This window comes from Cohnella sp. OV330, assembly GCF_900112065.1.
Classification (GTDB): domain Bacteria; phylum Bacillota; class Bacilli; order Paenibacillales; family Paenibacillaceae; genus Cohnella.
Map to the genome: position 1 here is coordinate 472,026 of NZ_FOKE01000004.1, position 26,668 is coordinate 498,693.

A 26,668-nucleotide genomic window follows, 5' to 3' on the forward strand; every position below is an offset into this window, starting at 1 on the left:
CGCGTATATGAATACGAAGGCGATTCTGTTTTGGCGAAATAGCGATGTCGCGTATCGTTATTCCGTGCCGCGAGCCACTTTTCGGGAATTAACGATGTCGCGTATCGTTATTCCATGCCATGAGCCACGTTTCGGGATAATAGCGATGTCAGATGTCGTTATTTCGATCCACGATCCGCTTTTCGGGCAAATAGCGATGTCCCGCATCGCTATTGCAGACGCAACGCGAAGCGTCCGCGCGCCTTTTCAGCGCGTCACTTCCTGACCGCCGTCTAGGAGACGAAGCATCTCTTCCCGGCGGGGCAAGCCCTCCCAGTCGCCTTTGAACTGCGTTGCCAGCGCGCCGAGCAGGTTCGCGCGATCGAGCGCGGACTTGAGGTACGCGCTGTCGCTTTGCCGCTCGTTTTCCAGCCATGCGGACAGGAAGCCCGCCGCGAAGGCATCCCCGGCGCCGACCGTATCGACGACGCGCTTCACGACATGCGGCTCCGCCATGACGGCGGCTTGCGAGGAAAAGGCGACGGAGCCCTGCTCGCCCAGCTTCAGCACGACGGTCTTCGGCCCCATGCCCAGGAAGTCGGCGCCGTATTCGGCCTCGCTCTTCGTCCCGAGCAGAAACTCGGCCTCCTCGAGCCCCGGCATGAACACGTCGCAAAGCGGAATAAGGGACAGCAGCGTCTGACGCGCTTTTTCCTCGGACCAGAGCTTGCGGCGCAGGTTCGGATCGAAGGAGACGGACAAGCCTTCGTTGCGGGCGGCGATCATCGCGGCGCGGATCGCGTTCTCGGCACCGTGGCTCAGCGCAGGCGTTATACCCGTCACGTGCAAATGGCCGGCGTTCGCGAACCACTCCGGACGGATCTGTTCCTGCGTCAGCATGCTGGCCGCCGAGCCTTTGCGGTAATAATAGACGTTGGGGTCGCCGTAACCTTTGAATTCTTTGAAATAGATCGCGGTCGGATGATTGTCGTCGCGTTCGGCCAGGCTCGTGTCCACGCCTTCGCCCGCCAGCGTCGACAGGATCAGATCGCCGAACGGGTCTTTGCCGAGACGGCTGATCCAGCGCACCTTCAGCCCCATGCGCGACAAGCCGATCGCCACGTTCGACTCGGCGCCGGCGACGGAGCGCGTGAAAAGCGGCGCGTAGGCCAGCGGTCCGTCGTGGATGGGCTGCATAAGCACCATGCTCTCGCCGATCGTGACGACGTCCGCCCAGTTCGCGCTCATGCTCCCGCTCCTTCGCGTACGGCGTCGGCGAACGCGCGCGCGCGCGCCGTCAGCTCGTCGAACCGGCCCTCCGCGATCAATTGCTTGTCGACGAGATTGCCGCCCAAGCCGACCGCCACCGCGCCGGCGTCGAATACGGATTGAATGTTGCCCAGGTTGACGCCGCCCGTCGCGATCATCGGGATGTGATTAAGCGGCGCGCGGATTTCCTTTAGATAGCCCGCCCCCAGCGATGCGAACGGGAACACCTTGACGGCCGACGCGCCGGCCTTGTACGCCTTGACGATCTCGGTCGGCGTCATCGTGCCCGGCCACACCTCAATGCCGTTCTCCGCGCCGTAGTAGACGATCTCTTCGTCCAGGTTCGGCGAGATGAGGTACTCGGCGCCCGCCGCCACCGCTTCCTTGGCCTGCCCGATATCCAGCACCGTGCCGGCGCCGATCCGAAGCTTGCCCGCATAGCCTTCGCGGAAACGGGAGATCATCCCGAGGGCGCCGTCCGTATTGAGCGTAACCTCCAGGAACACGATCCCCCCGTCCGCCAGCGCCTTCGCCGTCCGGTCGCCGTTCGCTTCGTCGATGCCCCGGATGATCGCCACGATTTTTTCGCGGGATAGCTCCTCAAGCAGCTTTTTCATCTCCAACCACTCTCCCCATACGATTCAAAACGCCAATATTTTCAGTTTATCACCATCATCGGCCAAGATAAAGTTAGGAATGCGACTTAAATAAACTTAAATAAACGCAAATAAACCGCATCTCCGTCTTTAAATACGGAGATGCGGTCCAAATGACGCCGATTTAGCCTTATATAATGCCTCGGTCAGGCGCCGGCCGCAGACTGCTGTCCGTCCGTTTGAGCTTGCCCTTGACCCTGTCCTTGACCGCCGCGCATGCCGCCGCCGAAGCCGCCGCCAATTCCGCCTAGGCGGATCGATTCGGCTTCCTGCGTGCCTTCCTTCAACGTCACCGTGATGACGTCGTCCGCCTTCAGGTCCCCGATCGCGATCTCGGTCTCCGTCCGTTGGCCGTCGGTCGTCTCGGTCTTGTAGATTTTCGTAGCGTCGGTGACGGTGATGTCCTCGGTTTCTTCGGTGAACATATTGGCCATGTCGGGACGCTGCCCCCCCTGGCCCGCTTGTCCGCCTGCCCCGCCTTGTCCCGCCTGCCCGCCGGCTTGGCCGTCCACGCCCTGCTGCGGCGGATCGCCGCTCGGCGGCTGCGCGTCTTCGCTTGGCGCGGCGCCGTCGCCCGCATTTTGTCCGCCGTCCTGGCGGTTGCCGCCCATCCGTCCGCCGCCTTGTCCGGGTTGGAACGACGACTTGTAGATCGTGATCGTATTGCCGCTTACGCTCTTGATCTTGCCGAGCGTCCCCATCGCCTGCATGCCGCCGAAGCCTCCGCCTTGACCGGCCGCAGCCCGATCGCCCGCGGCTGCGCCGCCGGACTGGACGCCGGCAGCCGCCTGCGCAGGCGCCGCAGTCCCGCTATCGTCGGCTTTAGAACCGCAGCTCGCCAGCAATGCAACCGTTAACGCCGCCGCGGCGAGCATCGTCCATTTTTTGTTCATTCGCCCAACAACTCCTCCCATGTCCTATCAGCAAGGTATCACGGGCAAATGAATGGATCATGAACAAACTCTGAAATTTGGATAAAACTTCCCGTCAGCTCGCGTCTTCCGAAAATTTGCCGCCGGAAAATTGACTATTGTACAGATCGGCGTAAAAACCGCCTGCGGCGAGCAACGCTTCATGCGTACCCTGCTCGATCACGGTCCCCTTGTTCATGACGAGGATCAGGTCGGCTTCCCGGATCGTCGACAGACGGTGCGCGATGACAAAGCTCGTTCGGCCCTGCATGAGACGGTTCATCGCCGTCTGAATGTTGGCTTCGGTACGCGTGTCGACGCTGCTCGTCGCTTCGTCGAGGATCAAAATCGCAGGATCGGCCAGGATGGCGCGGGCGATCGTGAGCAGCTGCTTTTGTCCTTGCGAAAGGTTGGAGGCTTCCTCGTTCAGCACGGTGTCGTACCCGTCGGGCAGCGTCCGAATGAAGTGGTCCGCGAACGCCGCTTTCGCGGCATCCACCACCTCCGCCTCGGTCGCGCCGGCCCGGCCGTAGGCGATGTTGTCGCGAATCGTCCCGCCGAACAGCCAAGTATCCTGCAGCACCATGCCGAACAGGCTGCGAAGGTTGCCGCGCTTCAGCTTGGAAATATCGGTCCCGTCGACCGTGATCGACCCGCCGTTCACCTCGTAGAAGCGCATGAGCAGGTTAACGAGCGTCGTCTTGCCCGCGCCGGTCGGCCCGACGATCGCCACGGTCTGACCGGCCTTCACGTCGATGTTCATGTCCGCGATGAGCGGCGCGTCGTCCTTGTAGCTGAAGTCCACGCGCTTGAAGGCGACATGGCCCGCCACGCGGGACGGATCGAGCTCCTTGTTTTCCTCGGGCATCTCTTCGCGCTCGTCGAGCAGCTCGAACACCCGCTCCGCGGAGGCGATCGTCGACTGAATGATATTGGCGATATTCGCGGTCTGGGTAATCGGCATCGTGAATTGGCGCGCGTATTGGATAAAAGCCTGAATGTCCCCGATGTTGATCGCTTGCCGCGTAACGAGCACGCCGCCCACGACGCTGATCGCGACGTAGCCGATATTGCCGATGAAGCTCATGAGCGGCATCATGATGCCGGACACGAACTGCGCGCGCCAGCCGGCATCGTACAACCGATCGTTGATGGCGTCGAATTTCTCGACCGCCTTCCGTTCGTGGCCGTATGCCTTAACGATCTGATGGCCGGTATACATCTCTTCGACGTGGCCGTTCAGCTCGCCCAGGTTTTTTTGCTGGCCGATGAAGTAGCCTTGCGACTTGCCTGCGATCGCTTTGATGACAAGGAAGCTGAGCGGAAGCGTCAGCAGCACGATGACCGTCAGCAATGGACTGATCGTCAGCATCATGACGATGACGCCGACGATCGTGACGACGGACGTGATGAGCTGCGTCAGGCTCTGCTGCAGCGTATTGCTGATATTGTCCACGTCGTTGACGACGCGGCTCAAGATCTCCCCGTGCGTTCGCGAATCGAAAAACTTGAGCGGCAGCCGGGCGAGCTTCTCGTTGACGTCGTTGCGCAGCTTGTATACGGTTCGCTGGGCGACGCCGGCCATCAGGTACTGCTGAATGTAGCTGAAGACGGCGCTCAGCACGTACAATCCGATCAGCCAGGCGATGATCATCTCGATGCCGTGCCAGTCGATCTTGGCGTTCGGATCAATGATGCCAGCGAACAGCTTCGTCGTCGCATGCCCGAGAATCTTGGGACTTAAAATGGAAAAGATCGTACTCACGATCGCCGCAGCGAACACGGTAATCAACGTGAAACGGAACGGCTTCAAATAGCCGACCAGCCTGCGGAATGTGCCCTTGAAATCCTTGGCTTTCTGAACCGGCATGCCCGGTCTCCCGCCGGGATGACCGCCGAACGGGCCGGGGCCGCCAGGGCCGCCGTCCTGCCGCGGAGGCCCCCCTCTGCCTGCGCCTGCTTGCTGACTCATGCGATCTCCTCCTCCGTCAGCTGCGAAGACACGATTTCTTTATAGATCTCGCTCGATTGCAGCAGTTCCTTATGCGAGCCCGTTGCGGCGATCTCGCCGTCGTCGAGCACGATGATCCGGTCGGCGTCCATGACCGTGCTGACGCGCTGCGCGACGATCAAGACGGTCGCCTCCGTCGTCTCGCTCTTCAGCGCGGCTCTAAGCTTCGCATCCGTCTTGAAGTCGAGCGCCGAGAAGCTGTCGTCGAAAATATAGATGTCCGGCCGCCGTACGAGCGCGCGGGCGATGGATAGCCGCTGCTTCTGCCCGCCGGATACGTTGGTGCCGCCCTGGGCGATATGCGCGCCGAACCCGCCTTCCATTCCCGAGATGAAGTCGGCCGCTTGGGCGACCTCGGCGGCATGGCGCAGCTCCTCGTCGGTCGCGTCTTCTTTGCCGTAGCGGATATTGTCCGCGATCGATCCCGTGAAAAGCACCGCCTTCTGCGGGACGAGACCGATCTGCGATCGAAGCTCCGATTGCGGACGCTCCCGCACGTCGGTACCGCCGATCCGGATGCTGCCTGAATCCACGTCGTAAAAACGGGGGATCAGATTGACGAGGGTCGACTTGCCGGAGCCTGTCCCCCCGATGATCGCGGTCACCTCGCCCGGCTCCGCCCGGAAGCTGACGTTCTTGAGCGCCGGCTGCTCCGCGCCCGGATAGCTGAACGTAACATCGTCGAACTCGACGACGCCGCGCAGCTCCGTACGGCCTGTGCGCGCATGCGGCGCGTCGTTCACGACGGGCGACATCTCCAGCACCTCGTTGATGCGGACGGCCGAAGCCGACGCGCGCGGCACCATGACGAACATCATCGACAGCATGAGCATCGAGAACATGATCTGCATGGCGTATTGGAGGAACGCCATCAAGTCGCCGACTTCCATATGGCCGTGGCTGACCCGGAGACCCCCGAACCAGATGATCGCGACGCTCGAAAAGTTCATGATGAGCATCATGAGCGGCCAGAGGACGGCCATGATCTGATTGACCCGTACGGACGTGTCCGTGAGATCGCGGTTCGCTTCGACGAATCGCGCCTGCTCGTGCCCGATGCGTCCGAACGAGCGGATGACGCGAATGCCCGTCAGCCCCTCCCGAAGCACGAGATTCAGCTTGTCGAGCTTTTTCTGAATGACTCTGAACAAAGGGATGCCCTTGCGCGCGACCAGGACGATCGTCAGGACGAGCACCGGAACGGCTACGACAAGCACGAGCGACAGCTGGGCATCCTTGGATACGGCCATGATGATGCCGCCGATGCTCATCATCGGCGCCATGACCATCATCCGCAGCATCATCATGAGCACCTGCTGCACCTGGTTGATGTCGTTGGTCGTGCGCGTGATCAGCGAGGCGGTGCCGATCTTGTCGAATTCCTGGAGCGAATACTGCTCGACGCGGGAAAACACATTGCCCCGGACGAGCCGGCCGAAGCCAGCCGAGATGCGCGACGAGTAATAGCTCGCCAGGATCGATACGCCGGTGCCGACGAGCGCCACGGCGAGCATGAAGCCGCCGATCCGCATGATGTAAGCGGTATCGCCGCCGCGCTTGACGATGCCTTCGTCGACGATGTCCGCCATTAAGGTCGGCAGGTACAGCTCGGACAGCGACTGCAGCAGGATCAGCGCCATGACCAGGACGACGAGGGCCCGGTACGGCGCGAGCAATCTGAACAGCTTTAACATGGACGTCATCCTTCCCGATTTCTAGATTTGTGGCTTTTGAACAAACGGATACCCATACCCTATCCTTCAATTATGAATTCAATATGAACCAAAGCGAGTTTGTCCGCAAGTCTCAAATGGCATAAAATAGAGAGGACGCACATTCGACGGGAGGCAGACGGCATTGCTTTTTATCGACAACGGCGGCGGCAACGATCCCGCCCTTAATCTGGCTCTCGAGGAGTATACCCTTCGCAAGCTGTCCGGGGATGAGCCGATCCTGCTTTTTTACGTCAACAGGCCTTCCATTATCATCGGAAAAAACCAGAACACCGCCGAAGAAGTCAATTCGGCCTATACCGAGGCGCACGGCATCGACGTCGTTCGCAGGCTGTCCGGCGGCGGCGCCGTCTATCACGATCTCGGCAATTTGAATTTTAGCTTTATCACCAAGGACGACGGCAATTCGTTCCATAACTTCCGCAAGTTCACGGAGCCGGTCGTCAAAGCGCTCCGCGGCATGGGCGTCGAAGCCGAGCTGTCGGGCCGCAACGACATTCAAGTCGGCGAACGCAAAATATCGGGCAACGCGATGTTCGCGACCGGCGGACGGATGTTCTGCCACGGCACGCTGCTGTTCGACTCCCACATGGAGGACGTATCCGCGGCGCTGAAGCCGAATCCGCTCAAGTTCGAGTCGAAGGCGACCAAGTCGATCCGCGCGCGCGTCGCCAACATTTCGGAGTTTCTTGCGGAGCCGATGACGATGGAAGCCTTCAGAAGCCGGATCCTCACCTCGATTTTCGACGGCGCCTCCGACATTCCTCAGCTTCGGCTGACCGAGGCGGATTGGGAAGCGGTTCGCAAGCTGGCGGACGAGCGGTACCGGAGCTGGGATTGGAATTTCGGCTTGTCGCCGGCATTTAACGTCCAGCAGCGCAAGCGACTGCCCGCCGGAACCTTCGATATCCGAATGAACGTGCAGGATGGCCGCATCTCGGAAGCCGCCGTGTACGGCGACTTCTTCGGCAGAGGCGAGATCGGCGACGTGACCGAGATGCTTCAAGGGCTGCGTTACGACCGGGAGTCGCTCGCGGCCGCGTTCGAAGGCGTGGACTTGGCCTTTTACTTCGGCGCGGTCACGATGGAAGAATGGCTGGATCTGCTGATCTGAAGCCGATGCGCAAATCGTTCTCAACTTAGATTACCCCATCACCCATACACGACTGGAGGCACTGTACGATGACCAACTCTCTTCAATCCTGCACCGTGCTGCGGGGCGGCGTCCGCATGCCATGGCTGGGACTCGGCGTTTGGAAAATGGACAACGACGCGCAGGTCGTCTCCGCCGTGCGTGCCGCGCTCGACGCCGGTTACCGGAGCATCGATACGGCCGCGATCTACAGAAACGAAGCGGGCGTCGGTCAGGCGATTCGCGAAGGCGGCGTCCCGCGTTCGGAGTTGTTCGTCACGACGAAGATTTGGAACGAGGATCAGGGCTACGACAAGACGCTGGCAGCGTATGATGCTTCGCTTGAACGCCTTGGTCTCGACCATGTCGATCTGCTGCTCATTCACTGGCCGGGCACAGACAAGTTCGTCGATACTTGGCGAGCGTTCGAGAAGCTGTATGCGGACGGACGCGTGAGGGCCGTCGGCGTCAGCAACTTCAACATCCGTCATCTGGAGGAGCTGAAGCGGCACAGCGATCTCGTCCCGATGGTTAATCAGGTCGAATACCATCCGCTGTTGTCCCAGCGCGAGCTCCGAAGCTATTGCCAGGAAAACCGCATCCAGCTTGAGGCGTGGAGCCCGCTTATGCAGGGCAACCTCGATCACGAGGCGCTGCGTTCGATCGGCGCGAAGCACGGCAAATCGCCCGCTCAGGTCGTGCTGCGCTGGGACATCCAGCATGGCGTCGTGACGATCCCGAAGTCTGTCACACCGGCCCGGATCGCCGAGAACGCGAACGTGTTCGACTTCGAACTGAGCGCGGACGAGATGGCGCTCATCGACGACCTGAACCGGGACCAACGGTTCGGCCCTGATCCGGAGAAGTTTCTGTTTTAACAGAAAAGTAGCCTTCCCCGCAGACCCAATGGCCAGCGGAGGCGGCTTCTTTTTTTGCTTACGATGCATCTAGTGAGGCGAAGCGTTCCTAATTAGGAACAGCGCTGGCCCTTGCTGCGCCATGGGTGCTCGTTTGTTCCTAGTTAGGAACAACGCTTGCTTCTCTTGCGCCCAAGACTTCCGTTTGTTCCTCGTTAGGAACAACGAAATCCACTGTTGGGACATGTGCGCCCGATTGTTCCTAATTAGGAACAACGCCTGCTTCTCTTGCGCCCAAGGCAGCCGTTTGTTCCTAGTCAGAAACTATGATGCCCTCCCGCTTGCAAACGGCGCCGGCTGCTCCTCTTCAGGAATAATTCTGCCCTCTCCCATGCAACAGGCACCCGGCTGTTCCTCGCCAGGAACAATACCGTCCTTCCCCCTGCTAAAGGCCCCCGGCTATTCCTAATGCTATCCTGCAAAAGTGCATCATCCAAGGCTGGTATGGAGCGTTTTTGCGATCTATCGCGCAAAAGTGCACGGTAGCTCGTCTCTTTAAGCGGGACCCCGGCGTTTCGGGCAATAATGCTGCACTTTTGCGCGATAGCTCGCTAGGGACGTACGGGCGTCGCTCTCGATCTTGTACTTTTGAGCGATAGCCCCGTATCTCAAGCAAACGATGTCGCAATTCCCGTCAGGAACCATTCGTCCCTTTCCTGCGCCGTCCGTTCGATCGGCAGCTTACAAACCGCTTACCTCGCGTAGCTGACGCCGGGCCAGATCCGATCCCACCGCTTGGCGTCGATTCTGCGCTCGAAGATCGCATGGAGCGCAGGATCCGCCGCGAATGCCGGCGTCGGCGCGACCCGCATGGCGACGGCATCGGCGAGCCCATGCGGCGCGCCGAGTATGGGCATGCCCGCGTCATCCAACTTCAAGGCCAGCGCCGTGGCGGTCTCCGGGTAGTTCGCGACGGCGTCGAGCGATGACCGGTAAGGCGCACGGCCGTTAACGGCATGCATGCGCGCCTGGTTTTTGACAGACCACGGTACGTTCGGCATAAGCTTGCGAAGCTCCGCCTCATAGCGCTTTTCGGTCGCTTCGTCCGGATCGCCGGCGTCGAAGTAAATCACGTCGACATCCGGCAGGCGCGTGCGCGAAGCCGAGCCGGACAGGACGTCCCGCAGCTTGCTTCGCACGAACCCGGCGGCGATCCACCAGTCGGGCAGGTTCAGCGATCCGGCCGTCCGCAGCGCACACATCATCTCTTCGTCCGCTTGAACGAGCGACAGCAGCATGCGTTCGTCCATCGTCTCAAATACCCTCGAGCCGCAGCTTGTCCGCCGTTCGCTTCAGAATCGGCGGTGCCGGCGCGCGGAATTCGCGTCCGTCCGGCAGCACGACGCGCCACGCGTGCAGCAGCTGATGGTTGATGCCCGCGTAAATTTTCCCGCCGTACTTCACATCCCCGAGCAGCGGATGGCCGATGCTCTGGAAGTGCGTGCGGATCTGATGCGTGCGTCCGCTAACGAGCTCGATCTCGACGAGACTGTAGCCGTCGCCCTGGGAGAGCGCCCGGTATCGCGTCGTCGCGGACAGCCGCTTTTCGTCGGCGGCGTTCGCTGCCGAGGCGACCCGCGTGCGATTGCGCTTTTCGTCGCGCACAAGCTCGTCCGTCAGCTCGCCTTCGCCTTCGAGACGGCCTTCGACGATCGTCACGTAATACTTCTTCAGCTCGTGCTTCTGGATCCACTGATTGAGCTGATGCAGCATGCCCGCAGTCTTGCCGACGAGCACGAGGCCGCTCGTGTTGCGATCGAGCCGGTTGGCCGTCGCGGGCATGAACATCGGACTGTCGAGCTCACCTTTGCGGTACAAGTAGGCATGCACGCGATTGATCAGCGTGTCCCGCTGATCCGTCTGATCCGGATGCGTGAGCATACCCGCGGGCTTCAGCGCGACGAGCAGCTGATCGTCCTCGTAGACGACGTGAACGTCGGCGTTGACGCCGACGTACTTCGTCTTCTGCTGCCCGATCGAAGCTTCCTTGTATTGCTCTTCTTCCATATAGATCGCCAGTTCGTCGCCGGCAGCCAGCTCGTAGTCCTGCTTTTTGCGCTTGCCGTTCACCCGGACCTTGCCCGAGTCGATCATCTTGTAGATCTGGCCGAGCGGGACGTTCGGCAGCAGGTTTCGGAGAAAGCGGTGCAGGCGCTTGCCGCTCTCCGAGGGAGTAACCTTGCGATTGATCATTCGGTGTACGCTCCTAGCTTCAATTCAATCGATCCTTTATGCGGTCGCTATTGCCGATTATACCTGATTTTTGCATCGATCAACAAAAAAGCCGCCGGATCCGATTGGATCCGAGCGGCCTTTAGGGAATGCGGACAGCTAACGTTTCGACGGATCGTATGCTTCTCCGGCTGCCGCCGGTCCGCGGACCGACTTGCCGACCGCGCCGGCAAGTACGATCAGGGTCAGCACGTAAGGCAGCATGTAGAGGAACTCGGTCGGAATCGATTGGGAAAATTCGAACCTGGTCAGGAAGTTCCGAAGCGCCTGCGCCATGCCGAAGAAGAAGGCGGCGCCGAATACGCCGTACGGATTCCAGCGACCGAAGATGAGTGCGGCGATGGCGATGAAGCCTTGGCCCGAGATCGTGCTGTGCGAAAAGTTGCTCGTGGTCGTGAGCGTGATCGTCGCGCCGCCGAGACCCGCGAGCGCGCCGCTGATCAATACGCCGATATAGCGGTATTTGGTGACGTTGATGCCGACCGTGTCCGCGGCGCCCGGATGCTCGCCGACCGAACGCAAACGCAGTCCGAACGGCGTCCTGAACAGCAGATACGAACTGAGCGGCACGAGGATGTACGCGATGTAAGTCGTCGGGTAGCTGTTGAAAAACGCTCTGCCGAGAAACGGAATGTCCGACAGCAGCGGAATCGGCCACTTGGCGAATACTTGCTCGAGCTGCGCGGTGTCGCCGGCCCCCTCGAAGATGATTTTCACCAAATACAAGGTGACGGCGACCGCGAGAATGTTGATGACGACGCCGACGATCGTCTGATCGGCTTTGAGCGACACGGTCGCATAGGCGTGCAGCAGCGCGAATACGAGTCCGCAAAAGACGCCCGCGATCAATCCGACCCAAGGCGAGGAAGTCGTCGCGCCTCCGTCCGTCTCCATATAATAGCTCGCGATAGCGGCGCCGAATGCACCGGCGGTCATCATGCCCTCGAGGCCGATGTTGAACACGCCCGACCGTTCGCTGAACACACCGCCGAGCGCGGCGAAGATGAGCGCGACGGAAAAGACAAGCGTAGAACTGATCAGATCAGCCAACGTTCCCATTCATGTCAGCCCCTTTCCGCTCGCGCGATTTGCGCTTTTTGAACAACGGCTGAATCACGGTGCGGATCAGGCCGTGAGAGGCGACGAAGAAGATGATGCTGCCGATGACGATCCGAACGATCTCCGACGGTACGTCGGCTTCGAAGTTCATCCCCGCCGAGCCATAGGTAAGTCCGCCGAACAAGATCGCGCCGAGCAAGATGCCGATCGGATGGTTGCCGCCGAGCAGCGCGACGGCGATGCCGTCGAAGCCGTAGCCCGCGGATGCGGCTTGTACGACCTGATAGTGGAATACGCCGAGCACCGAGAAGACGCCGCCAAGTCCGGCGAACGCGCCCGAGATCATCATCGTCTTGATGAAGCTGGCCTTGATGTTGATGCCCGCGGCTTTGGCGGCATCGGCGTTGTGCCCGACGGCGCGCAGCTCGTAGCCCTGCTTCGTGCGCCACAACAGCACGTAGAAGATGACGACGCAGAGCAGGCCGATCCAGATGCCCCAGTCCATCCGCGCGCCCTCCATGAAGTTCTGGAGCCAGCCGATGGACAGCGAAGCGGTATCGTCGATGTTCGGCGTCTTTTGCTCGCCTTTCTTGACGAGGAAGTCGCGGAGAATGTAGTTGGACAAATAAAGCGCGATCCAGTTCAGCATGATCGCCGAGATGACCTCGTTCACGCCGCGGTAAGCCTTCAGCCAGCCGACTAGCGCACCCCAGAGCGCGCCGCACAGCATGCCGACGATCAGCGCCAGCGGCGCGTGAATGAACGCGGGCAGATGCACCTTAAGGCCGATGAACGTCGCAGCCGTCATGCCGATGATGTATTGGCCGTCCGCGCCGATGTTGAAGATCCCGGCACGAAAGGCGAAGCCGACGGCGAGTCCCGTGAACAGGATCGGCGTGATGGCGACGATCGTCTCTCCGAAGTCGTACTTGGTGCCGAATACCGTTTTCCAAAGCGCGCCGTATGCCGCGAAGGGGTCGTAGCCGCCGATCCACATGACGATCCCGCCGCACAGCAATCCGAGCACGATCGCGATAAACGGGATGTAGGTGGACGGTTTATTGAAAATATCAGCCGCTTTATTCATGCCGACGCTCCTTTGCCAGCCTGCATTTTGCCCGCCATCATAAGTCCGATCTCATCGTCCGCCGCCTTCTCGGGATCGACCTCGCCCATGATTCGTCCGTCGAAGATCACCTGGATGCGATCCGAAAGCCGGTGAAGCTCATCCAGCTCGTAGGAGATCAGAAGAACGGCCTTGCCTTCGGCCCTCGCCTGCAGGAGCCGGTCGTGAACGAACGAGATCGCGCCGATATCGAGCCCCCGCGTCGGCTGGACGGCGATGAGCAGCTGCGGGTCGCGTTCCATCTCCCGCGCGATGATCGCCTTCTGCTGGTTGCCGCCGGAGAGCGAGCGCGTCTTGTTATGAATATCCGGCGTCCGCACGTCGTAAGCTTCGATCAGCTTCGAGGCGTGCCGGTCGATTTCGGATTTATTCAGGAAGCCGCCCTTGAAAAACCGTCCTTGCTCGGGGGATCCCAGGATTAAGTTTTCGCTGACGCTGAAATCGAGCACGAGTCCGTGCTTCTGGCGGTCCTCGGGAATGTTCGACATGCCCGCTTTGATCCGATTCTTGATTGAAGCCTGCGTAATGTCCCTTCCGTTCAGTCGGATGCTGCCGCTCTGTACCGCTCGCATGCCCGTTAGCGCTTCCACCAGCTCGTGCTGTCCGTTCCCGTCGACGCCGGCGATGCCGACGATCTCGCCCGCCCGGATGCGGAAGGACACGCCGTCGACGACCGGCTTGCCTTTATCGGCGCCCGCGACCGTTACGTCCGACAGTTCAAGCACCGTCTCGCCGGGTTTCGCGGCTTCCTTCGGCTTGTCGAGCGACACGCGCCTGCCGACCATTTTCTCGGCGAGCTCGCTCTCGCTAGTCTTTGCGGTGTTCACGGTGCCGACGACCTTGCCTCTGCGAATGATCGTCACGCGATCCGATACTTCCATGATCTCCTTGAGCTTGTGCGTAATCAAGATGATGGATTTCCCTTCGTTCGCGAGCCGCTTCAAAATTTGCATCAGCTCGTGAATCTCCTGCACGGTCAATACGGCCGTCGGTTCGTCGAAAATCAAAATTTCGGCGCCGCGATAAAGGGTTTTCAAAATCTCGACGCGCTGCTGCATGCCGACCGTGATGTTCTCGACCTTGACCGTCGGTTCGACCATAAGCCCGTACCTTTCGGACAGCTCCTTTACCTTGGCGTTAGCCTGCCGGTAGTTGATGGACAGACCTTTGGAGGGCTCGATGCCGAGCACGATATTCTCGGCGACCGTGAACGGCTGGACCAATTTGAAGTGCTGGTGAACCATCCCGATGCCGAGCTCGATCGCTTTGCCGGGTCCGTCGATCGCCTGGGGCTTGCCGTTTACGCGGATTTCGCCCTCGTCAGGCTGATACAGGCCGAATAAAATGCTCATCAGCGTCGATTTGCCCGCGCCGTTTTCCCCGAGCAGCGCGTGAATCTCGCCCTTGCGCAGCTCCAGGCTGATGGCGTCGTTCGCGACGATGCCGGGAAACCGCTTGGTGATGCCCCTAAGCTCGACCACCGGTACCGCTTGCTCCATCTGATATCAGCTCCTGTCCCCATATCAAAGCGTTAAAACGGAAGAAAGGACAAGGCTCGCGAAAGCGGCCTTGCCCTTGCGGAGATTCCGTGCAGCGCGGAATTTATTCCGTCGGAACCTTGATTTCTCCGCTGATGATCTTGTTCTTGTATTCTTCAACCTTGTCGAGGATCTCTTTGGAGACGTTCGGGTTTTCGACAGGCAGGCCGACGCCGCCTTCGGCAAGACCGAGCTCGACCGTCTGGCCGCCGTGGAAGTTGCCGGCGAGCAAGTCGTTGGAGACGCGATATACGGCTTCGTCGACCTTTTTGACCATCGAAGTCAACGTCACGTCGTTGCCGAATTCGATCGATTGGTCTTTGTCGACGCCGATGACCCATACTTTTTTGCCGGCCTTGAAGCGATCCTTCGCTTCATTGAACACGCCGTTGCCGGAGCCGCCGGCCGCGTGGAAGATGATGTCGGCGCCGCCGTCGTACATGGTTGCGGCAGCCAGCTTGCCTTGGTCCGGCTTGCTGAAGTCGCCGACGTAGTTCACATCGATCGTCGCATTCGGATTGACTGCCGCGACGCCGGCCTTAAAGCCCGCTTCGAACTTCTTGATGACCGGCAGCTCCATGCCGCCTACGAAACCGATCTTGTTCGTCTTCGTCGTCAGACCTGCGACGACGCCCACGAGGAACGAGCCTTCGTTTTCCTTAAACAGGACGGACTCGACGTTCTGCAGCGACTCGGTCGGCGTCGTGTCGATCAAGGCGAGCTTCGATTCCGGGTTGGCTTTGGCTACGGTCGTAGCCGCGTCCGCGAACAGGAAGCCGATGCCCCAAGTCAGGTCGTAGCCGTCTTTGACGAACTTCGTCAGGAGCGGGATGTAGTCGCTGTCCTTTTTGCTCTCTTGATACTTAGTATCGGCACCCGTATCCTTCGCGATCTTCTGCAGGGCTTCCCAAGCTTGCTGGTTAAACGACTTGTCGTTGACCCCGCCAAGGTCGGTAACCATGCCGATCTTCTTGCCCTTGCCGTCGGCAGGAGCCGCGGATTCGCTAGCGGGCGCGGACGCGGAAGCCGATGGCGAAGCCGATTCGGAAGCGCTCGGGCTTGCGGACTCGGATGCCGGCGCGCTCGCGCTTGGAGACGCTGCGCCTTCGTTATTGTTGTTCTTGCTTCCGCAGCCGGACAGCACCAGCAGCATCGCCATCATGGCGACCAGCATCAGGCTAAGCGGCTTCATCGTGCTCTTTTTCATGCTTGATTCTCTCCCCGTCTCTCATACTTGTATTTGCATCTACGGCGCGAGGGCCGCTCCGGAACCGCTGTACGAGCCGGCGAAACGGTGGCCGCGAGCCGCGGTAGCCGAAATTAGTCCTGCTTCAGCAGTTCGGTCATGTAAGCGAAGAAGCCGTCTCGGTCGACGTCGTAAATCAAGTTGACCGGTCTGCCGCCTTCCGACAACTCCGTCCGTCCCTGCGCCGTGCCGTCGGTCCTGACGATGCTGTTCACCGTCTTGACCTTGACCAGGTCGGGCTTGCCGACATAGGCGGCGGTGAGCACGTCCCATAAATAGTAAGTCGAATTGGTCGCATGGAAAATGAGCGGCGGCACGAGCGCGTAGCACTGGCCGACGAAGTCGATCGCCTCGTGCCTGCGGAGCTTGGCCCAAGCGTCTCTTGCCTCCAGCGTGAGCGGCACCTGGTTCGTGCTCTCCAGCGCGACCATATCGATCCGAAGCCCGCTCGCCCACACGCGCGCCGTTCCTTCGGGATCCCAAAACGCATTCCATTCGGCCGTGCCGTCATGCTCCGGCTCCTCGACGTTGCCCTTAGGCAAGAACGTCCCGCCCATCCATACGACGCGCTCGATTCGCGCTTCGATATCGGGCGCTTCGTCGAGCGCACGGGCGAGATCCGTGAGCGGTCCCGTGAAGACGAGCGTCGTTCTCCCTTCGCCCGCGCGCACGCGATCGATGAGATGAAGATGCGCGGGCTTGTCCGAGATCGGCGTTAGGACGGCCTCCGCTTCGTTTAGAATCGGGAAGGCGTCAACATAATAAGACATGATACGCCATGCCGCAGGGAAAGGATTTTTGCCTCGCGAATGGGAACGGGAAAGATCGAGCCCTTCGCGCCTCGCGCCGCCGAACCGGTCGATAATCTTCCGGCTGGCTTGTACGGAAGGCTCGAGATAGCCGTCGGCCCCGATGACCGAGACGCCCGTCAACTGTACGTCCGGCATGCGGAGCAGCAGGAGCAGCGCGACGAAATCGTCGCCGCCGCCGTCATGATTCATATAAACTCTCAACGTTCGACCATCCTTCGTTGAACCTTTTTGCATTCCGTTTTGAACGAATGTCCTGTTATCTTTTATAACCCATTAATCACACAAACGCCAGACCCAAATGAAAATACCTTTTACCCCCGCACCCGATTTGTGAACCATGCTGAAATTGCATTCGAAAATTGGTCAATGTTGACTATAGTCATCTAATCCGGTCGGCATAAAAGGCTTAATACCGAAGTTCGATGTCAACTAAATTAACAAGATCGAGCCGATTCATCGCGCTCTTACTTCAATCAACCGTTTAACCCTGATACAATGCTATAATAACACAAGCAAAGGACGGTGAGCAGATGAATTGGATTGTCTCCATTGCCGAGCAAAAAATACGCGAAGCCGAAAAATCGGGACTTTTCGACGGACTGTCCGGACAGGGAAAACCGCTTCCCGATGACGACCTGGCGGGCGTGCCCGAGGAGCTGCGCCTCTCCTACAAGCTGCTCAAAAACGCAGGCGCGCTGCCCGAAGAGCTGCAGATTCGCAAGGATCTCGTCTCGCTGTCCGATCTGCTCGAAGCGTGCCGGGATCCGGAGCAATCGGCGAAGCTGAAGGGCGAACTGTCGGAAAAGCGGCTGCGCTACCGACTCATGATGAACGAGCGGGGCTGGACGCACCAAGACGCCTACGAACAATACGCGGACGCGGTCTATGCCAAGCTGACGCGCACGGATGCCGATAAAGCGCCTTGATGGCGCCAACAGAAGATAGACGACAGGAGAGATCGGGATGGACAACTGGCTCGAAGCGCTGCCGAAGGCGGATCTGCACCTGCACCTGGACGGATGCGTGAAGCCCGCTACGCTGCTCGAATTGGCAGCGGACCGCGGCTATCCTCTGCCCGCGGACCGGGCGGAGGATCTTCTGCCCTTCATGCAGGTCGATGAGGACTGCGACAGCCTGAAAACGTATTTGGAAAAGTTCAACTTCGTCCTCCCGCTGCTGCAGGATGCGGCCGCCCTCGCGCGTGTCGCCGAGGAGACGGTCGAGCAGTCGGCCGCGCGCAATTGCCTGTATATAGAGGTCCGCTTCGCGCCCGCGCTCCATACGAACGAAGGCATGACGCCCGACGACGCCATCGCCGCCGTGCTGGAAGGCCTGAAGCGCGGAGAGGCGGCCTACGGCGTCGTCGCCCGACTCATCGTCATTTGCATGCGGCATCAAGACGAAGCGATCAATCTGCCCGTTATCCGCGCCGCCATTGCCCGGCGGGACCAAGGCGTCGTGGCTGTCGATTTGGCAGGCGACGAAGCCTCCCACCCTGCGGCCAAATTCCGAGCCACGTTCGCCGCCGCCATCGAAGCCGGCATCCCGATCACGATTCATGCCGGCGAAGCGGCCGGCCCCTTCAATGTCCGCGAAGCCGTCGAGGGGCTGGGCGCGACGCGCATCGGCCACGGCATCCGGCTGCGGGAAGACCCCGGGCTGCTGGACTGGATCCGGGAGCGGCGCATCCCGCTCGAGCTGTGTCCGACGAGCAACGTTCAGACGAAGGCGATCGCGTCGTGGGACGATTACCCGATCCGCGGCTACTACGACGCCGGCGTCTACGTCACCGTCAACACGGACAATCCGACCGTGTCCGGCACCGATATGACGCGCGAATGCGAGACGATCGCGACGCGTTTCGGGTTCGCGCCGGCCGAGCTGGCGGATCTGATGCGCGGCGCGCTGCTGGCGGCCTTCGCAGAGCCGCCCGTCAAGGAGCGGCTGCTGGCCCGGTTCGACGAGCTGGTCGAACGCTTGATGACAGACGTCTCCCGCGAGGATTAAACGCCAGAAGCGTCAAAAGTCCGGCCCTGAGACAGGGACCGGACTTTTTTGCTACATTATAGTAACGCTTTCACGCGTCTCTTCCCGGCTATTCGTCCGACCGGTATTTTTGCACCTCTTCGTTCAGCGCGAACATGCGCTTGTCCAGCGAATTGATCAAGTCCGCCGTATCCTTCAGCTGCAGGCCGATCTCGTGCGGTACCTGCGCGTTGAATTTGTAGTAGATCTTATGCTCGAGGCTTGCCCAGAAATCCATGGCGATCGTGCGGATCTGGATCTCGACGGGCACCTGCTCCATCCGGTCGGTCAGGAACACCGGCACCAGGATGATCAAGTGCAGGCTCTGATAGCCGTTCGGCTTTGGATTCGCCACGTAATCTTTGACTTCGAGCACGGTGACGTCCTGCTGCTTGCTGATCATCTCGTACATTCGATAAATATCGGTAGAGAAGGAACAGATGACCCGAATGCCCGATATATCGCGAATGTGGTTCACCGCGTTGTCGATCGTCACCGCGAGCCCTTTGCGGATCAGCTTGTCCCGGATGCTCTCGGGAGACTTGATGCGCGTCTTCATATGCTCGATCGGGTTGTAGTTCTGAATGAAGTGCAATTCCTCGTTCAAAATATTAAGCTTCGTGCTCACTTCGTCGAGCGCGAACTTGTATGTCAGCAGCATCTTGCCCCATTCCCGCATGCTGCTCGGATCCATTGCCATCTTCGTATGTCTCCCTTAAACGTGTTCGCAGAGCTTGAATTTAGTGTCTGTGCCGCCAAACGCGCCGCGCGCGCCAAAACGACAGCGCCCCGTATGCGAGAAAAAGCACGCCCAGCAGTATCGGCAAAATCTCGGGCAGCGCCGGAGCGGCCTCGTCCATATAGTCGCCGACCCAGGGATCGCCGGCCAGCATCTCTCCCGCGGAATAGCCGAGCAAGCCGGCCCCCACCCATACGAGCGGCGGAAATCGCGTCATCAGCTTAGTCAGGAACTGACTGCACCAGATAATCAGCGGGACGCTGATCGCAAGACCGATGACGATAAGCGTGAAATTGCCGTGCGCCGCGCCGGCGACGGCTACGACGTTGTCGAGGCTCATGACGAGATCCGCGATGACGATCGTCCGGATCGCGCCGCCGAGCGTCGTCTTCGCCTCGATCTCTTCTTCGTGCGAATCCTCGTTCAGCAGCTTCCACGCGATGAACAGCAGCAGCAGGCCGCCGCACGCCTGTACCAGCGGGATCCTCAGCAGCGTTACCGCGGCGAACGTCAGCACGATTCGAAGACCCACCGCGCCGAACGTCCCCCAGAAGATCGCCTTTTTCTGGTGCGCCGGATCCAAATTTTTGCTCGCCATCGCGATGACGACCGCATTGTCGCCGCTCAGGACGATGTTGATCAGAATCATATCCAGCAATGCAAACATCCAGTCGCTTCCCATGTTGCGCGCTCCTTGTCCGATTCGAACCGTGCCGCTGCCGCGAAGGCGAACCGAGCAGCCGGTCGTATTTACGCCTCAAGTTTCCATTTTACCCGAATCGGGGGCACGCGAACAAACCCGTCCCATGAGGGACCGGGCTTGTCCGATGTCCTTCAGTCCAATCGTCGTATCGATCTTATGCCTGGCTCACCAGCCCATGCGATCTCTCAGCCTTTCGATATGCGCGGTATGATGCTTGCCATGCCATACGTACATGCCAAGACAGCGATCGAGACGCGTCGTCTCCCCGCTGCCGGGATGGTAAAATTCGCGAGCGAACTGCTCGTCCGACAGCGATGCCAGCAGCGCGGTCCAACGCACGTGAACGGCACCGATCAGCGCTAGCGAAGGCGCGACCGGCAAATCCCGCGAGTCGGCGAGCTCCGCCCACAGGTGCTCCTCGTAAGGCTTGATCGTCGGCCGGTCTTCGGTCAGCGCCAGCTTGAACCGCGTCAGGCTGTTCATATGGCTGTCTCCGATATGGTGCACGACCTGCCTGACCTTCCATCCGCCTTCCCGGTAAGGCGTATCGAGCTGCGCGTCGTCCAGCCCGCGCACCGCCTCGGACAGCAGGTCCGGCAGCGCCGCGATCTCCTGGATCCACTGCCTGCGCTGGTCGGGGGAAACGTCGCCTTCAAAATCGAACTTGCCCATCGGGTAACGTAAATCGTCCATTTTCTTTCGCTCCAGTCCTGCGTCGGTTTTTTTCAGTATAGCACATCTCGCTGGACGCTCCCGCACGATGCCGCGTGCCGATGTGCTTCTGCCATTACGCTGCGGACTTCGCCAAAATAAGGGGGCTAATCGGCCTTTCGTTCTTATCGAATATCGCCGTCTCGACGACTATCGGCCGACGACGTGAAAAAATCCAAAAAATCATGTGCGATTTCACAAAATAACGCTAGCCAAGACAAAGTCCCATGCGTTATAATGAAAGCGCTACCACCCAAACTTTCGATGACAGGGGGATACGAAAAGATGGATGCAGCGATGAATTTATACGATCAGTTCGAACCGCGGAACGATTGCTACTTCTTCCGCATCGGCGCCCAAGGGCAAATTTGTTGTCACGGCCGCAACTATACGATAAAAAAGCGAATGACGGCCGAGCAGGCCGAAGCATTGACGAGAGACGCTCTCTTCGTTCGGATCACCTCGGACTGCTACGTCAACGTCGCCAAGATCACCTATGTGACGGACAATGCCGTATACTTCGGCGACGGTCCGGCCTTGAACCATATGCTCCCCGTACCGAAGCGCAAGCAGCACCTTATTCGCCAAGGCATCTCCCAGCTTCAGGGACTCCGCATCAGCGTCTGAACGGACAAAAGGCCATCCGCAGAGCGATTCTGCAGCGGAAGGCCTTTTTTGTATGGAATCGGCCGCGGCGTCGCGAACGGGTAGGCGTCTTGCCGTCTACGCGCCTCGGACGGCTTTGCGGTAATCGTGCGGAGACATGCCGTACACTTTGCGGAACAGCCGGGCGAAGTACGAAAAATTGCCGTAGCCGAGGCTGTCCGCGATTTCGCTGATCGTGCGCTCGGTACCCACGAGCAGGTCCGAAGCCCGGCGCATTTTCTCCTGAAGCAGGTAATCGGTCAACACCATCCCCGTCTCCTTGCGGAATAGCCTCGATAGATACGCCGGATTCAGATACACGTGCGCCGCTAGCTCCTCGCGCGTCAGGTCGCGATCCAGATGCGAGGCGATATAGGCTTTGACCTGGCGGACGGCGGGACTCTCGCTGTCGCCGCCGGACAGCAGCGCGTAAGCCGCGTCCAGCACTTCGCCCGCCCACTGCCGGAGCCTTGCAACCGAGCGCGTAGCCGTCTCGGGACCGGTCGCTCCTTTGCCGCCGTACAACAGATGCGCGGAAAAGCCCTTGCGCTGCAGCGCGTAATAAACCGCCTGGAGCAGCGCGTGATAACAGGCCGCAAGCGTTTCAGGCGTCAGCGCGCTTCCGCGCTCCTCCTCCAGCTTGGCATCCAGGGCGCGCATCACGCTGTCCTTGTCCCGCCGCTCGATCAGGTCGGCCGCGTCGAGCAGCATGCCCGCGCCCCAGCCTTCGGCGAGATCCGGCGTCTCCTGCCGGCCGGATACGAGAATGGCTTCGCTCGTCCGGCTCACGTTGCGGTATTCGGCGCCGAGCAGCAGCAAGTACGTTCGGCGCGCGTCTTCGATCGGTACGGCGCCGCTCGCGTAGCACGACACCTTGCAATAAAAATAGGCTCTGCACGCAGAAATATAGGCGCGGCAGTCGTCTATCAGGCGATTGACGTCGCCGCGTCCGCCGCCGGCGTGCACCGCGACAAAAGCGTTTCCGCGGCGGTCGCGGAAGACGCTGCCGGCGCGCCCATCCAGCAGCACCTCCTCGGCGGCCTTGCGCAGCGCGAACTCCATGATCTCTTCTTCCCGTTCGCTGAGCGGCTTCAGCCACTCCTCGACGCTAAGCAGGACGAATGCCGCTTGTCCGAGCTCGTCCGCGCTCACGTCGAAGCCGTTGAGCGCGGACGCCACGGTATCCTTCGAGGGCCGGATATCGCCATCGAACAAGTCCTGCCAGAAGCGCTCGAGGAGAATCGGCTTGCGGCCTTTCCACAGCGCGGCGTATTTATGGTACAGCTCCCCCGTTTCTTCGCGCTTGCGCCGGTCCTCCACCTTGCGGATCGTCTTGCGCAGTACCTCTTCGAGCTCTTCATAAATGACCGGCTTCAAGAGATAGTCGCTCCCGCCGAGCTGAAGCGCCTTTTGCGCATAGGCGAATTCGGAGTGGCAGGTCAGCACGACCGTCTCGATGGCTAGCCCTTGCTCCTGTACCCAAGCCATCAGCTCGAGCCCGCTGCCTTCCGGCATCTCGATGTCGCAGATCATGACGTCGATCTCCTGGCGCGAGAGCAGCTCTCTGGCCATCTCGGCATGGAACGCCTCGAATACTTCGTCTACGCCCGCAGCTCGCCAATTCACGCCGGACTGCAGTCCTTTTACCGCGTAATATTCGTCATCGACGATGAGTGCCCGAATCAAGCGCGATCCCCTCCTTTGCGGTCGATTGAAACGGAAGCGTAAGCCGCACTACGGCGCCGCGCGGCTCGCCGTCCGCGAACCGCAGCTTCACGTTCGTCTTGTAAAACAACCGGCATCGGCGCACGATGTTCCACAGTCCGACATGTCCGTCCTTCGGACTTGCGGCCGCCGCCATTTCCTCCAGCGCCGCCGCCTGCCCTGCGGCCAATCCCTTGCCGTTGTCGGCGACCTCGATGCAGACCGATTCCTCCGTCCCTTCCCGCGTCGCGTACACGCGCACCGCGATCCGGTACGCTTCGCCGCCTTTGAACGAAAAACCGTGCACCATCGCGTTTTCGACGAGCGGCTGCACCGTGAGCGGAGGGAGCTGGAAGTCCGCAAGCGCCGGGTCGACGTCGAAGTCGAAGATAAGCGCCTCGGGGAACCTGAACTTCTGGATCGACAAATAATCGTTGATGTGCGCCATCTCGTCCCCGATCGTGATCGACGGCGTCTGCGTCCGGGTCGCGTAGCGGAAGTAACGGACTAGGTGCAGCGCCATGCGCTGGATGATGTCGTAGCTGCGCGTCTGCGCGAGATGGTAGACGATGTTCAGCGAGTTCATGAAGAAGTGCGGGTGAATTTGCGCCTGCAGCGCGCTTAGCTCCGCCTTTTGCGTACGGATCTGCTCCTCGTAAATATCGATTTTCAAATGCTCGATCTGCGTGGCCATGCCGTTAAACGTCTCGTTGATCGCGACGAATTCCACGAGCCGGTTGTCCTCCAGCCTGGCGGTCAAATCTCCCGAACGGATGCGGCGCATCCCTCTGATGAGCCCTACGATCGGCTTGACGATGGCCCGTTGCAAGAAGATCAGGTAGACGGCGAGCAGCCCCGCGGCGACGACGGGCACCAAATACGTCAGCACGCGAAAATAAGGCAGGCCCTCCAGCACGCGCCGCTCGGGCAGCAGGAGCGACAAGTGCAAGCCGGCGTTTCTCGACGCTTTGCCGATCAGCAGATACCGTTGGTCCAGCTTGACGATATTGTAGACGGCCGGGTTTTGACCGGACGCCGGCAAGGCTTGCAGCGCCCTCGGCGTCTCGCCCGACAGGGGACCGTCGCTCTGCGACAGCAGCCTGCCCGAATCGTCGGACAATACCGCCTGGCCGCCCCCGTCCCTCGTGAGACTATGGAAGGGCTCCATCAGCCGGTTAAGGTCGACCCATGCGCCGATATAGGAGCGATAGCCGGTATCCACGATCCGAACGAGCGCATAGGACCCTTCCAGTTCGACGACGTTCCAGCCGGAATAGCTGGGACGGCTCCCTTCCGCCTGCGCGAGCAGACGCCGCAGCGCCTCCTGGACGAGCAGCTTGCGCGCGTACGGCACCGAAGTTTGCGGCGCGAGCAGCAGATTGTCGGATGCCGCGCCGTAAGCGAACAGCACGTCCGCCGCTTCGTAATAATTGGTATTGAAAAACAAATCGTTCACCGTATGCGTCTGCGCGAGGTAATACGCCCAGGAGCCCTTCGCGTTTTGCCCGAGCGCGATCAGGCTGTCGTCCTGCTCGGCGGTTTTGTACAAATAGTTTTCGATCTCTTCAAGCGCTTTGTCCATATCGTTGACGTACATCGTCAGCAGGCTCTCGTTGGACTGGGCGACCTGCGAATGCACGACTCGCGTCGCGTAAAGATTGTTCCAGATCAGCAGCACGACCAACGGCACGGTGACGAGCGCGAAGCCGAGCACGAGCCTCGACCGAAGCGTGGCCGGTCTCATCGGCGTCCCTCCCGATCCACGAGCCAGGCGTCCAGCTGCCGCTGCTTCTCGGCGATGACGGCGTCCGCGCCCGCTTCCTTCAGCTTCTGGCGGTACATCGGAAGGACGAGCGCCGGGTCGAGCGCCCCTGTGTTGATCGCCGGCGCAAAGTCCTCGTCGACGCTGGCGACGGCGGCGATCTCGTTTTTCACCAGCTCCGGATCGAAGACGAAGCCAAGCGCCTTCGATTTGTCCGCCTCCGCATTGAACGCGCGGTACTGCTCCCACAGCTTGGAATCCTCGTTGCTCCACAAGTAAGAGTTCAACTGATTGCCGAACATCCACGACTGATTGAGATTGTAGCCGACCGTCTTGGCGTCCACGCCTTCCGGATAATCGATCTGCCCGTCGGGCTGCTTGACGTAGTGCTTGCCTTCGATGCCCCAATCGAGCAGGTTGAGCAAATACGGATCCGTATACAGCAGGTTCAGCAGCATCATCGCCTTTTCCGGGTGCCTCGCGTTTTTGGTGATCGCGAACATCGCGCTCGTCGTGTCCGCCGTCGTCGTATAGGGCTTGGTCAGCTCGACCGCGGTCATCGGCATGCCGGTATTGCGGGAAGCCTGGATCTCGAAGCCCGGCTTGAGCGATTCGGCGAAGGCGAACGCCTTGCCCGCCTTGACCGCCTCGTACTCGCTGTCCTTGGACGCCGCCGCGTCCGGATTGAAGTATCCCGCCGCGTTCCAGGCATGCATCAGCTTGGCGCTCGCTTCGAATTCGGGCGTATCCGCCAGATTGACGACCCGAAGCGAACCGTCCGCGCGGGACAGTACCCCGGGGCCATCCCCCAGCATGTCGAACAAACCGTATTGCAGCACGAAAGTCAGCGGGCTTCGGTCGGCTCTGGCTTGCAGCGGCGCGATGCCGGGCTCGTTCTCCTTGATCTTGGCGAAAACGGGCGTCAGATCCGACAAGGCGCGAACCTGCGTCAAATCGATGCCGTACTTGTCGACAAGGTCCTTGCGCATGACCAGACCCTTGCTGGAAGCGAACTCCTTGTTCGCGACGATGCCGTAGACGCTGCCGTTCACCTTGCCCGCCTCGATGATGGCCGGACTTAGCAGGCTGCGGATGCCGCCGCCATAGCGCTCGAGGAGATCGTCGAGCGGAATGAACCTGCCCTTGGCCACCTCGTCGCCGAAGCGCATCCAACCTGCCGTGAACATCAGGTCGATCTGCTCGCCCGACGCGAACATGAGGCCCGTCTTATCCCACCAGCTGCCCATGTCGATCGGCTTCAGTTTGATGTTCGCGTTGATTTTTTTATTCAAATAGCGGCTCATCTCGTCCTGCACGAGCTGCAGATCCCGCGGCGTGCCCGCCGGAAAAGCCATGACGATCGTGTCGGGCGACGCGCCGCCGGACGTCGCCGTCCCGTTGGCGGGCACCGTGCCGGACGGCTCCGCGCCGGGCGAAACGGCGCCGCGGTCCGCACGCTCCAAGCCCGCCGCGAACCAAACGAGCCCGGCCGCCGCGCAGGCGACGGCGATTGCAATCGCTTTCTTATTTATCGGTCCCAAAGAGGACGACCACCTTTGACGGAGTTCGGTCCGGCGAAGCGCCGGCCCGATCGCGAACGCGGCGGCTTGCCGCATGTCGACCGGTTCCGATTCTTCATCATACCGCCAGCGGTCGGCCGCGGACAACCAAAATTGTGACCGATCCTGTTCAAATGGTGACATCTCGAGCGGCTCCAAGTAAACGGAGAGAGACTCTTTTGCAAGGATCGCTGCTGCG

Annotated in this window: 23 protein-coding genes; 5 read left to right on the forward strand and 18 right to left on the reverse strand. The window is 60.4% G+C overall.

The features are described from left to right. Positions 1 to 246: 246 nt before the first annotated feature. The 5 genes from BM235_RS12180 to BM235_RS12200 all read right to left on the reverse strand — a co-directional run bounded on the left by BM235_RS12180 (position 247) and on the right by BM235_RS12200 (position 6,520). Positions 247 to 1,227, reverse strand: coding sequence for a sugar kinase (locus tag BM235_RS12180; protein WP_090113179.1), 981 nt, complete (start codon positions 1,225 to 1,227; stop codon positions 247 to 249). Beyond that, a complete protein-coding gene (locus tag BM235_RS12185) occupies positions 1,224 to 1,865 on the reverse strand; it encodes a bifunctional 4-hydroxy-2-oxoglutarate aldolase/2-dehydro-3-deoxy-phosphogluconate aldolase (protein ID WP_090113181.1) in 642 nt (213 codons plus the stop codon). Before BM235_RS12185 ends, BM235_RS12180 begins: the two co-directional genes overlap by 4 nt. A 185-nt stretch (positions 1,866 to 2,050) precedes the next feature. Further along, a complete protein-coding gene (locus BM235_RS12190; RefSeq protein WP_090113183.1) occupies positions 2,051 to 2,797 on the reverse strand; it encodes a hypothetical protein in 747 nt (248 codons plus the stop codon). A 94-nt stretch (positions 2,798 to 2,891) separates the two neighbouring features. Continuing rightward, positions 2,892 to 4,787 (reverse strand): ABC transporter ATP-binding protein, encoded by a 1,896-nt coding sequence (locus BM235_RS12195; RefSeq protein ID WP_090113185.1) that lies wholly within the window; start codon positions 4,785 to 4,787, stop codon positions 2,892 to 2,894. Next, positions 4,784 to 6,520, reverse strand: a complete 1,737-nt coding sequence (locus BM235_RS12200) for an ABC transporter ATP-binding protein (RefSeq protein ID WP_090113187.1) — start codon at positions 6,518 to 6,520, stop codon at positions 4,784 to 4,786. The genes BM235_RS12195 and BM235_RS12200 overlap by 4 nt, the downstream gene beginning before the upstream one ends. 163 nt (positions 6,521 to 6,683) lie before the next feature. Here BM235_RS12200 and BM235_RS12205 point away from each other — a divergent pair, with 163 nt between their 5' ends. Together BM235_RS12205 and BM235_RS12210 are read left to right on the forward strand one after the other, a co-directional pair. Further along, complete coding sequence (locus BM235_RS12205; RefSeq protein ID WP_090113189.1) at positions 6,684 to 7,673, forward strand: lipoate--protein ligase; 990 nt, start codon at positions 6,684 to 6,686, stop codon at positions 7,671 to 7,673. Positions 7,674 to 7,741: 68 nt separating this feature from the next. Continuing rightward, a complete protein-coding gene (locus tag BM235_RS12210; protein ID WP_090113191.1) occupies positions 7,742 to 8,569 on the forward strand; it encodes an aldo/keto reductase in 828 nt (275 codons plus the stop codon). 731 nt (positions 8,570 to 9,300) lie between these two features. Here BM235_RS12210 and BM235_RS12220 read toward each other — a convergent pair. The 7 genes from BM235_RS12220 to BM235_RS12250 form a co-directional block, all read right to left on the reverse strand. Next, on the reverse strand, positions 9,301 to 9,858 hold the full coding sequence (locus tag BM235_RS12220) for a nucleotidyltransferase family protein (protein ID WP_090113195.1): 558 nt from the start codon (positions 9,856 to 9,858) through the stop codon (positions 9,301 to 9,303). Between the two features lie 4 nt (positions 9,859 to 9,862). Further along, on the reverse strand, positions 9,863 to 10,801 hold the full coding sequence (locus tag BM235_RS12225) for an RluA family pseudouridine synthase (RefSeq protein WP_090113198.1): 939 nt from the start codon (positions 10,799 to 10,801) through the stop codon (positions 9,863 to 9,865). Positions 10,802 to 10,939: 138 nt separating this feature from the next. Then, a complete protein-coding gene (locus BM235_RS12230) occupies positions 10,940 to 11,899 on the reverse strand; it encodes an ABC transporter permease (RefSeq protein ID WP_090113200.1) in 960 nt (319 codons plus the stop codon). After that, positions 11,883 to 12,986: an ABC transporter permease gene (locus tag BM235_RS12235; RefSeq protein ID WP_090113202.1), complete on the reverse strand. Its 1,104-nt coding sequence runs from the start codon at positions 12,984 to 12,986 to the stop codon at positions 11,883 to 11,885. The genes BM235_RS12230 and BM235_RS12235 overlap by 17 nt, the downstream gene beginning before the upstream one ends. Then, positions 12,983 to 14,524, reverse strand: coding sequence for an ABC transporter ATP-binding protein (locus BM235_RS12240; protein ID WP_090113204.1), 1,542 nt, complete (start codon positions 14,522 to 14,524; stop codon positions 12,983 to 12,985). Before BM235_RS12240 ends, BM235_RS12235 begins: the two co-directional genes overlap by 4 nt. Before the next feature lie 103 nt (positions 14,525 to 14,627). Continuing rightward, positions 14,628 to 15,770: a BMP family lipoprotein gene (locus BM235_RS12245; RefSeq protein ID WP_255374339.1), complete on the reverse strand. Its 1,143-nt coding sequence runs from the start codon at positions 15,768 to 15,770 to the stop codon at positions 14,628 to 14,630. 113 nt (positions 15,771 to 15,883) lie between these two features. Further along, a complete protein-coding gene (locus BM235_RS12250; protein WP_369803509.1) occupies positions 15,884 to 16,810 on the reverse strand; it encodes a nucleoside hydrolase in 927 nt (308 codons plus the stop codon). A gap of 341 nt (positions 16,811 to 17,151) precedes the next feature. On the opposite strand from BM235_RS12250, the gene BM235_RS12255 reads away from it, so the two are divergent. Together BM235_RS12255 and add are read left to right on the forward strand one after the other, a co-directional pair. Then, positions 17,152 to 17,547, forward strand: a complete 396-nt coding sequence (locus BM235_RS12255) for a DnaJ family domain-containing protein (RefSeq protein ID WP_090113208.1) — start codon at positions 17,152 to 17,154, stop codon at positions 17,545 to 17,547. Between the two features lie 37 nt (positions 17,548 to 17,584). Further along, the gene (add, locus tag BM235_RS12260) at positions 17,585 to 18,628 is read left to right on the forward strand and encodes an adenosine deaminase (protein ID WP_090113210.1); all 1,044 of its coding nucleotides are present in this window, start codon (positions 17,585 to 17,587) and stop codon (positions 18,626 to 18,628) included. An 88-nt stretch (positions 18,629 to 18,716) separates the two neighbouring features. Here the strand turns inward: add and BM235_RS12265 are convergent, their stop codons facing one another. The 3 genes from BM235_RS12265 to BM235_RS12275 form a co-directional block, all read right to left on the reverse strand. Next, on the reverse strand, positions 18,717 to 19,346 hold the full coding sequence (locus BM235_RS12265; RefSeq protein ID WP_090113212.1) for a GTP pyrophosphokinase: 630 nt from the start codon (positions 19,344 to 19,346) through the stop codon (positions 18,717 to 18,719). Between the two features lie 40 nt (positions 19,347 to 19,386). Then, entirely contained in the window at positions 19,387 to 20,067 is a 681-nt protein-coding gene (locus BM235_RS12270; protein ID WP_090113214.1) for a TerC family protein, read from the reverse strand. 186 nt (positions 20,068 to 20,253) lie between these two features. Next, positions 20,254 to 20,781, reverse strand: coding sequence for a YfiT family bacillithiol transferase (locus BM235_RS12275; RefSeq protein ID WP_090113216.1), 528 nt, complete (start codon positions 20,779 to 20,781; stop codon positions 20,254 to 20,256). A 303-nt stretch (positions 20,782 to 21,084) separates the two neighbouring features. Between BM235_RS12275 and BM235_RS12280 the strand changes: the two genes are divergently transcribed. Continuing rightward, positions 21,085 to 21,426 carry a hypothetical protein gene (locus BM235_RS12280; RefSeq protein ID WP_090113218.1) on the forward strand — a complete coding sequence of 114 codons (342 nt, stop codon included), beginning with the start codon at positions 21,085 to 21,087 and terminating at the stop codon, positions 21,424 to 21,426. 96 nt (positions 21,427 to 21,522) lie between these two features. Here the strand turns inward: BM235_RS12280 and BM235_RS12285 are convergent, their stop codons facing one another. The 3 genes from BM235_RS12285 to BM235_RS12295 are packed head-to-tail and all read right to left on the reverse strand — an operon-like array spanning position 21,523 to position 26,613. Beyond that, complete coding sequence (locus tag BM235_RS12285; RefSeq protein WP_090113220.1) at positions 21,523 to 23,130, reverse strand: helix-turn-helix domain-containing protein; 1,608 nt, start codon at positions 23,128 to 23,130, stop codon at positions 21,523 to 21,525. After that, complete coding sequence (locus BM235_RS12290; RefSeq protein ID WP_090113222.1) at positions 23,105 to 24,892, reverse strand: cache domain-containing sensor histidine kinase; 1,788 nt, start codon at positions 24,890 to 24,892, stop codon at positions 23,105 to 23,107. The genes BM235_RS12285 and BM235_RS12290 overlap by 26 nt, the downstream gene beginning before the upstream one ends. After that, positions 24,889 to 26,613: an ABC transporter substrate-binding protein gene (locus tag BM235_RS12295; RefSeq protein WP_090113233.1), complete on the reverse strand. Its 1,725-nt coding sequence runs from the start codon at positions 26,611 to 26,613 to the stop codon at positions 24,889 to 24,891. The genes BM235_RS12290 and BM235_RS12295 overlap by 4 nt, the downstream gene beginning before the upstream one ends. Positions 26,614 to 26,668 lie beyond the last annotated feature (55 nt).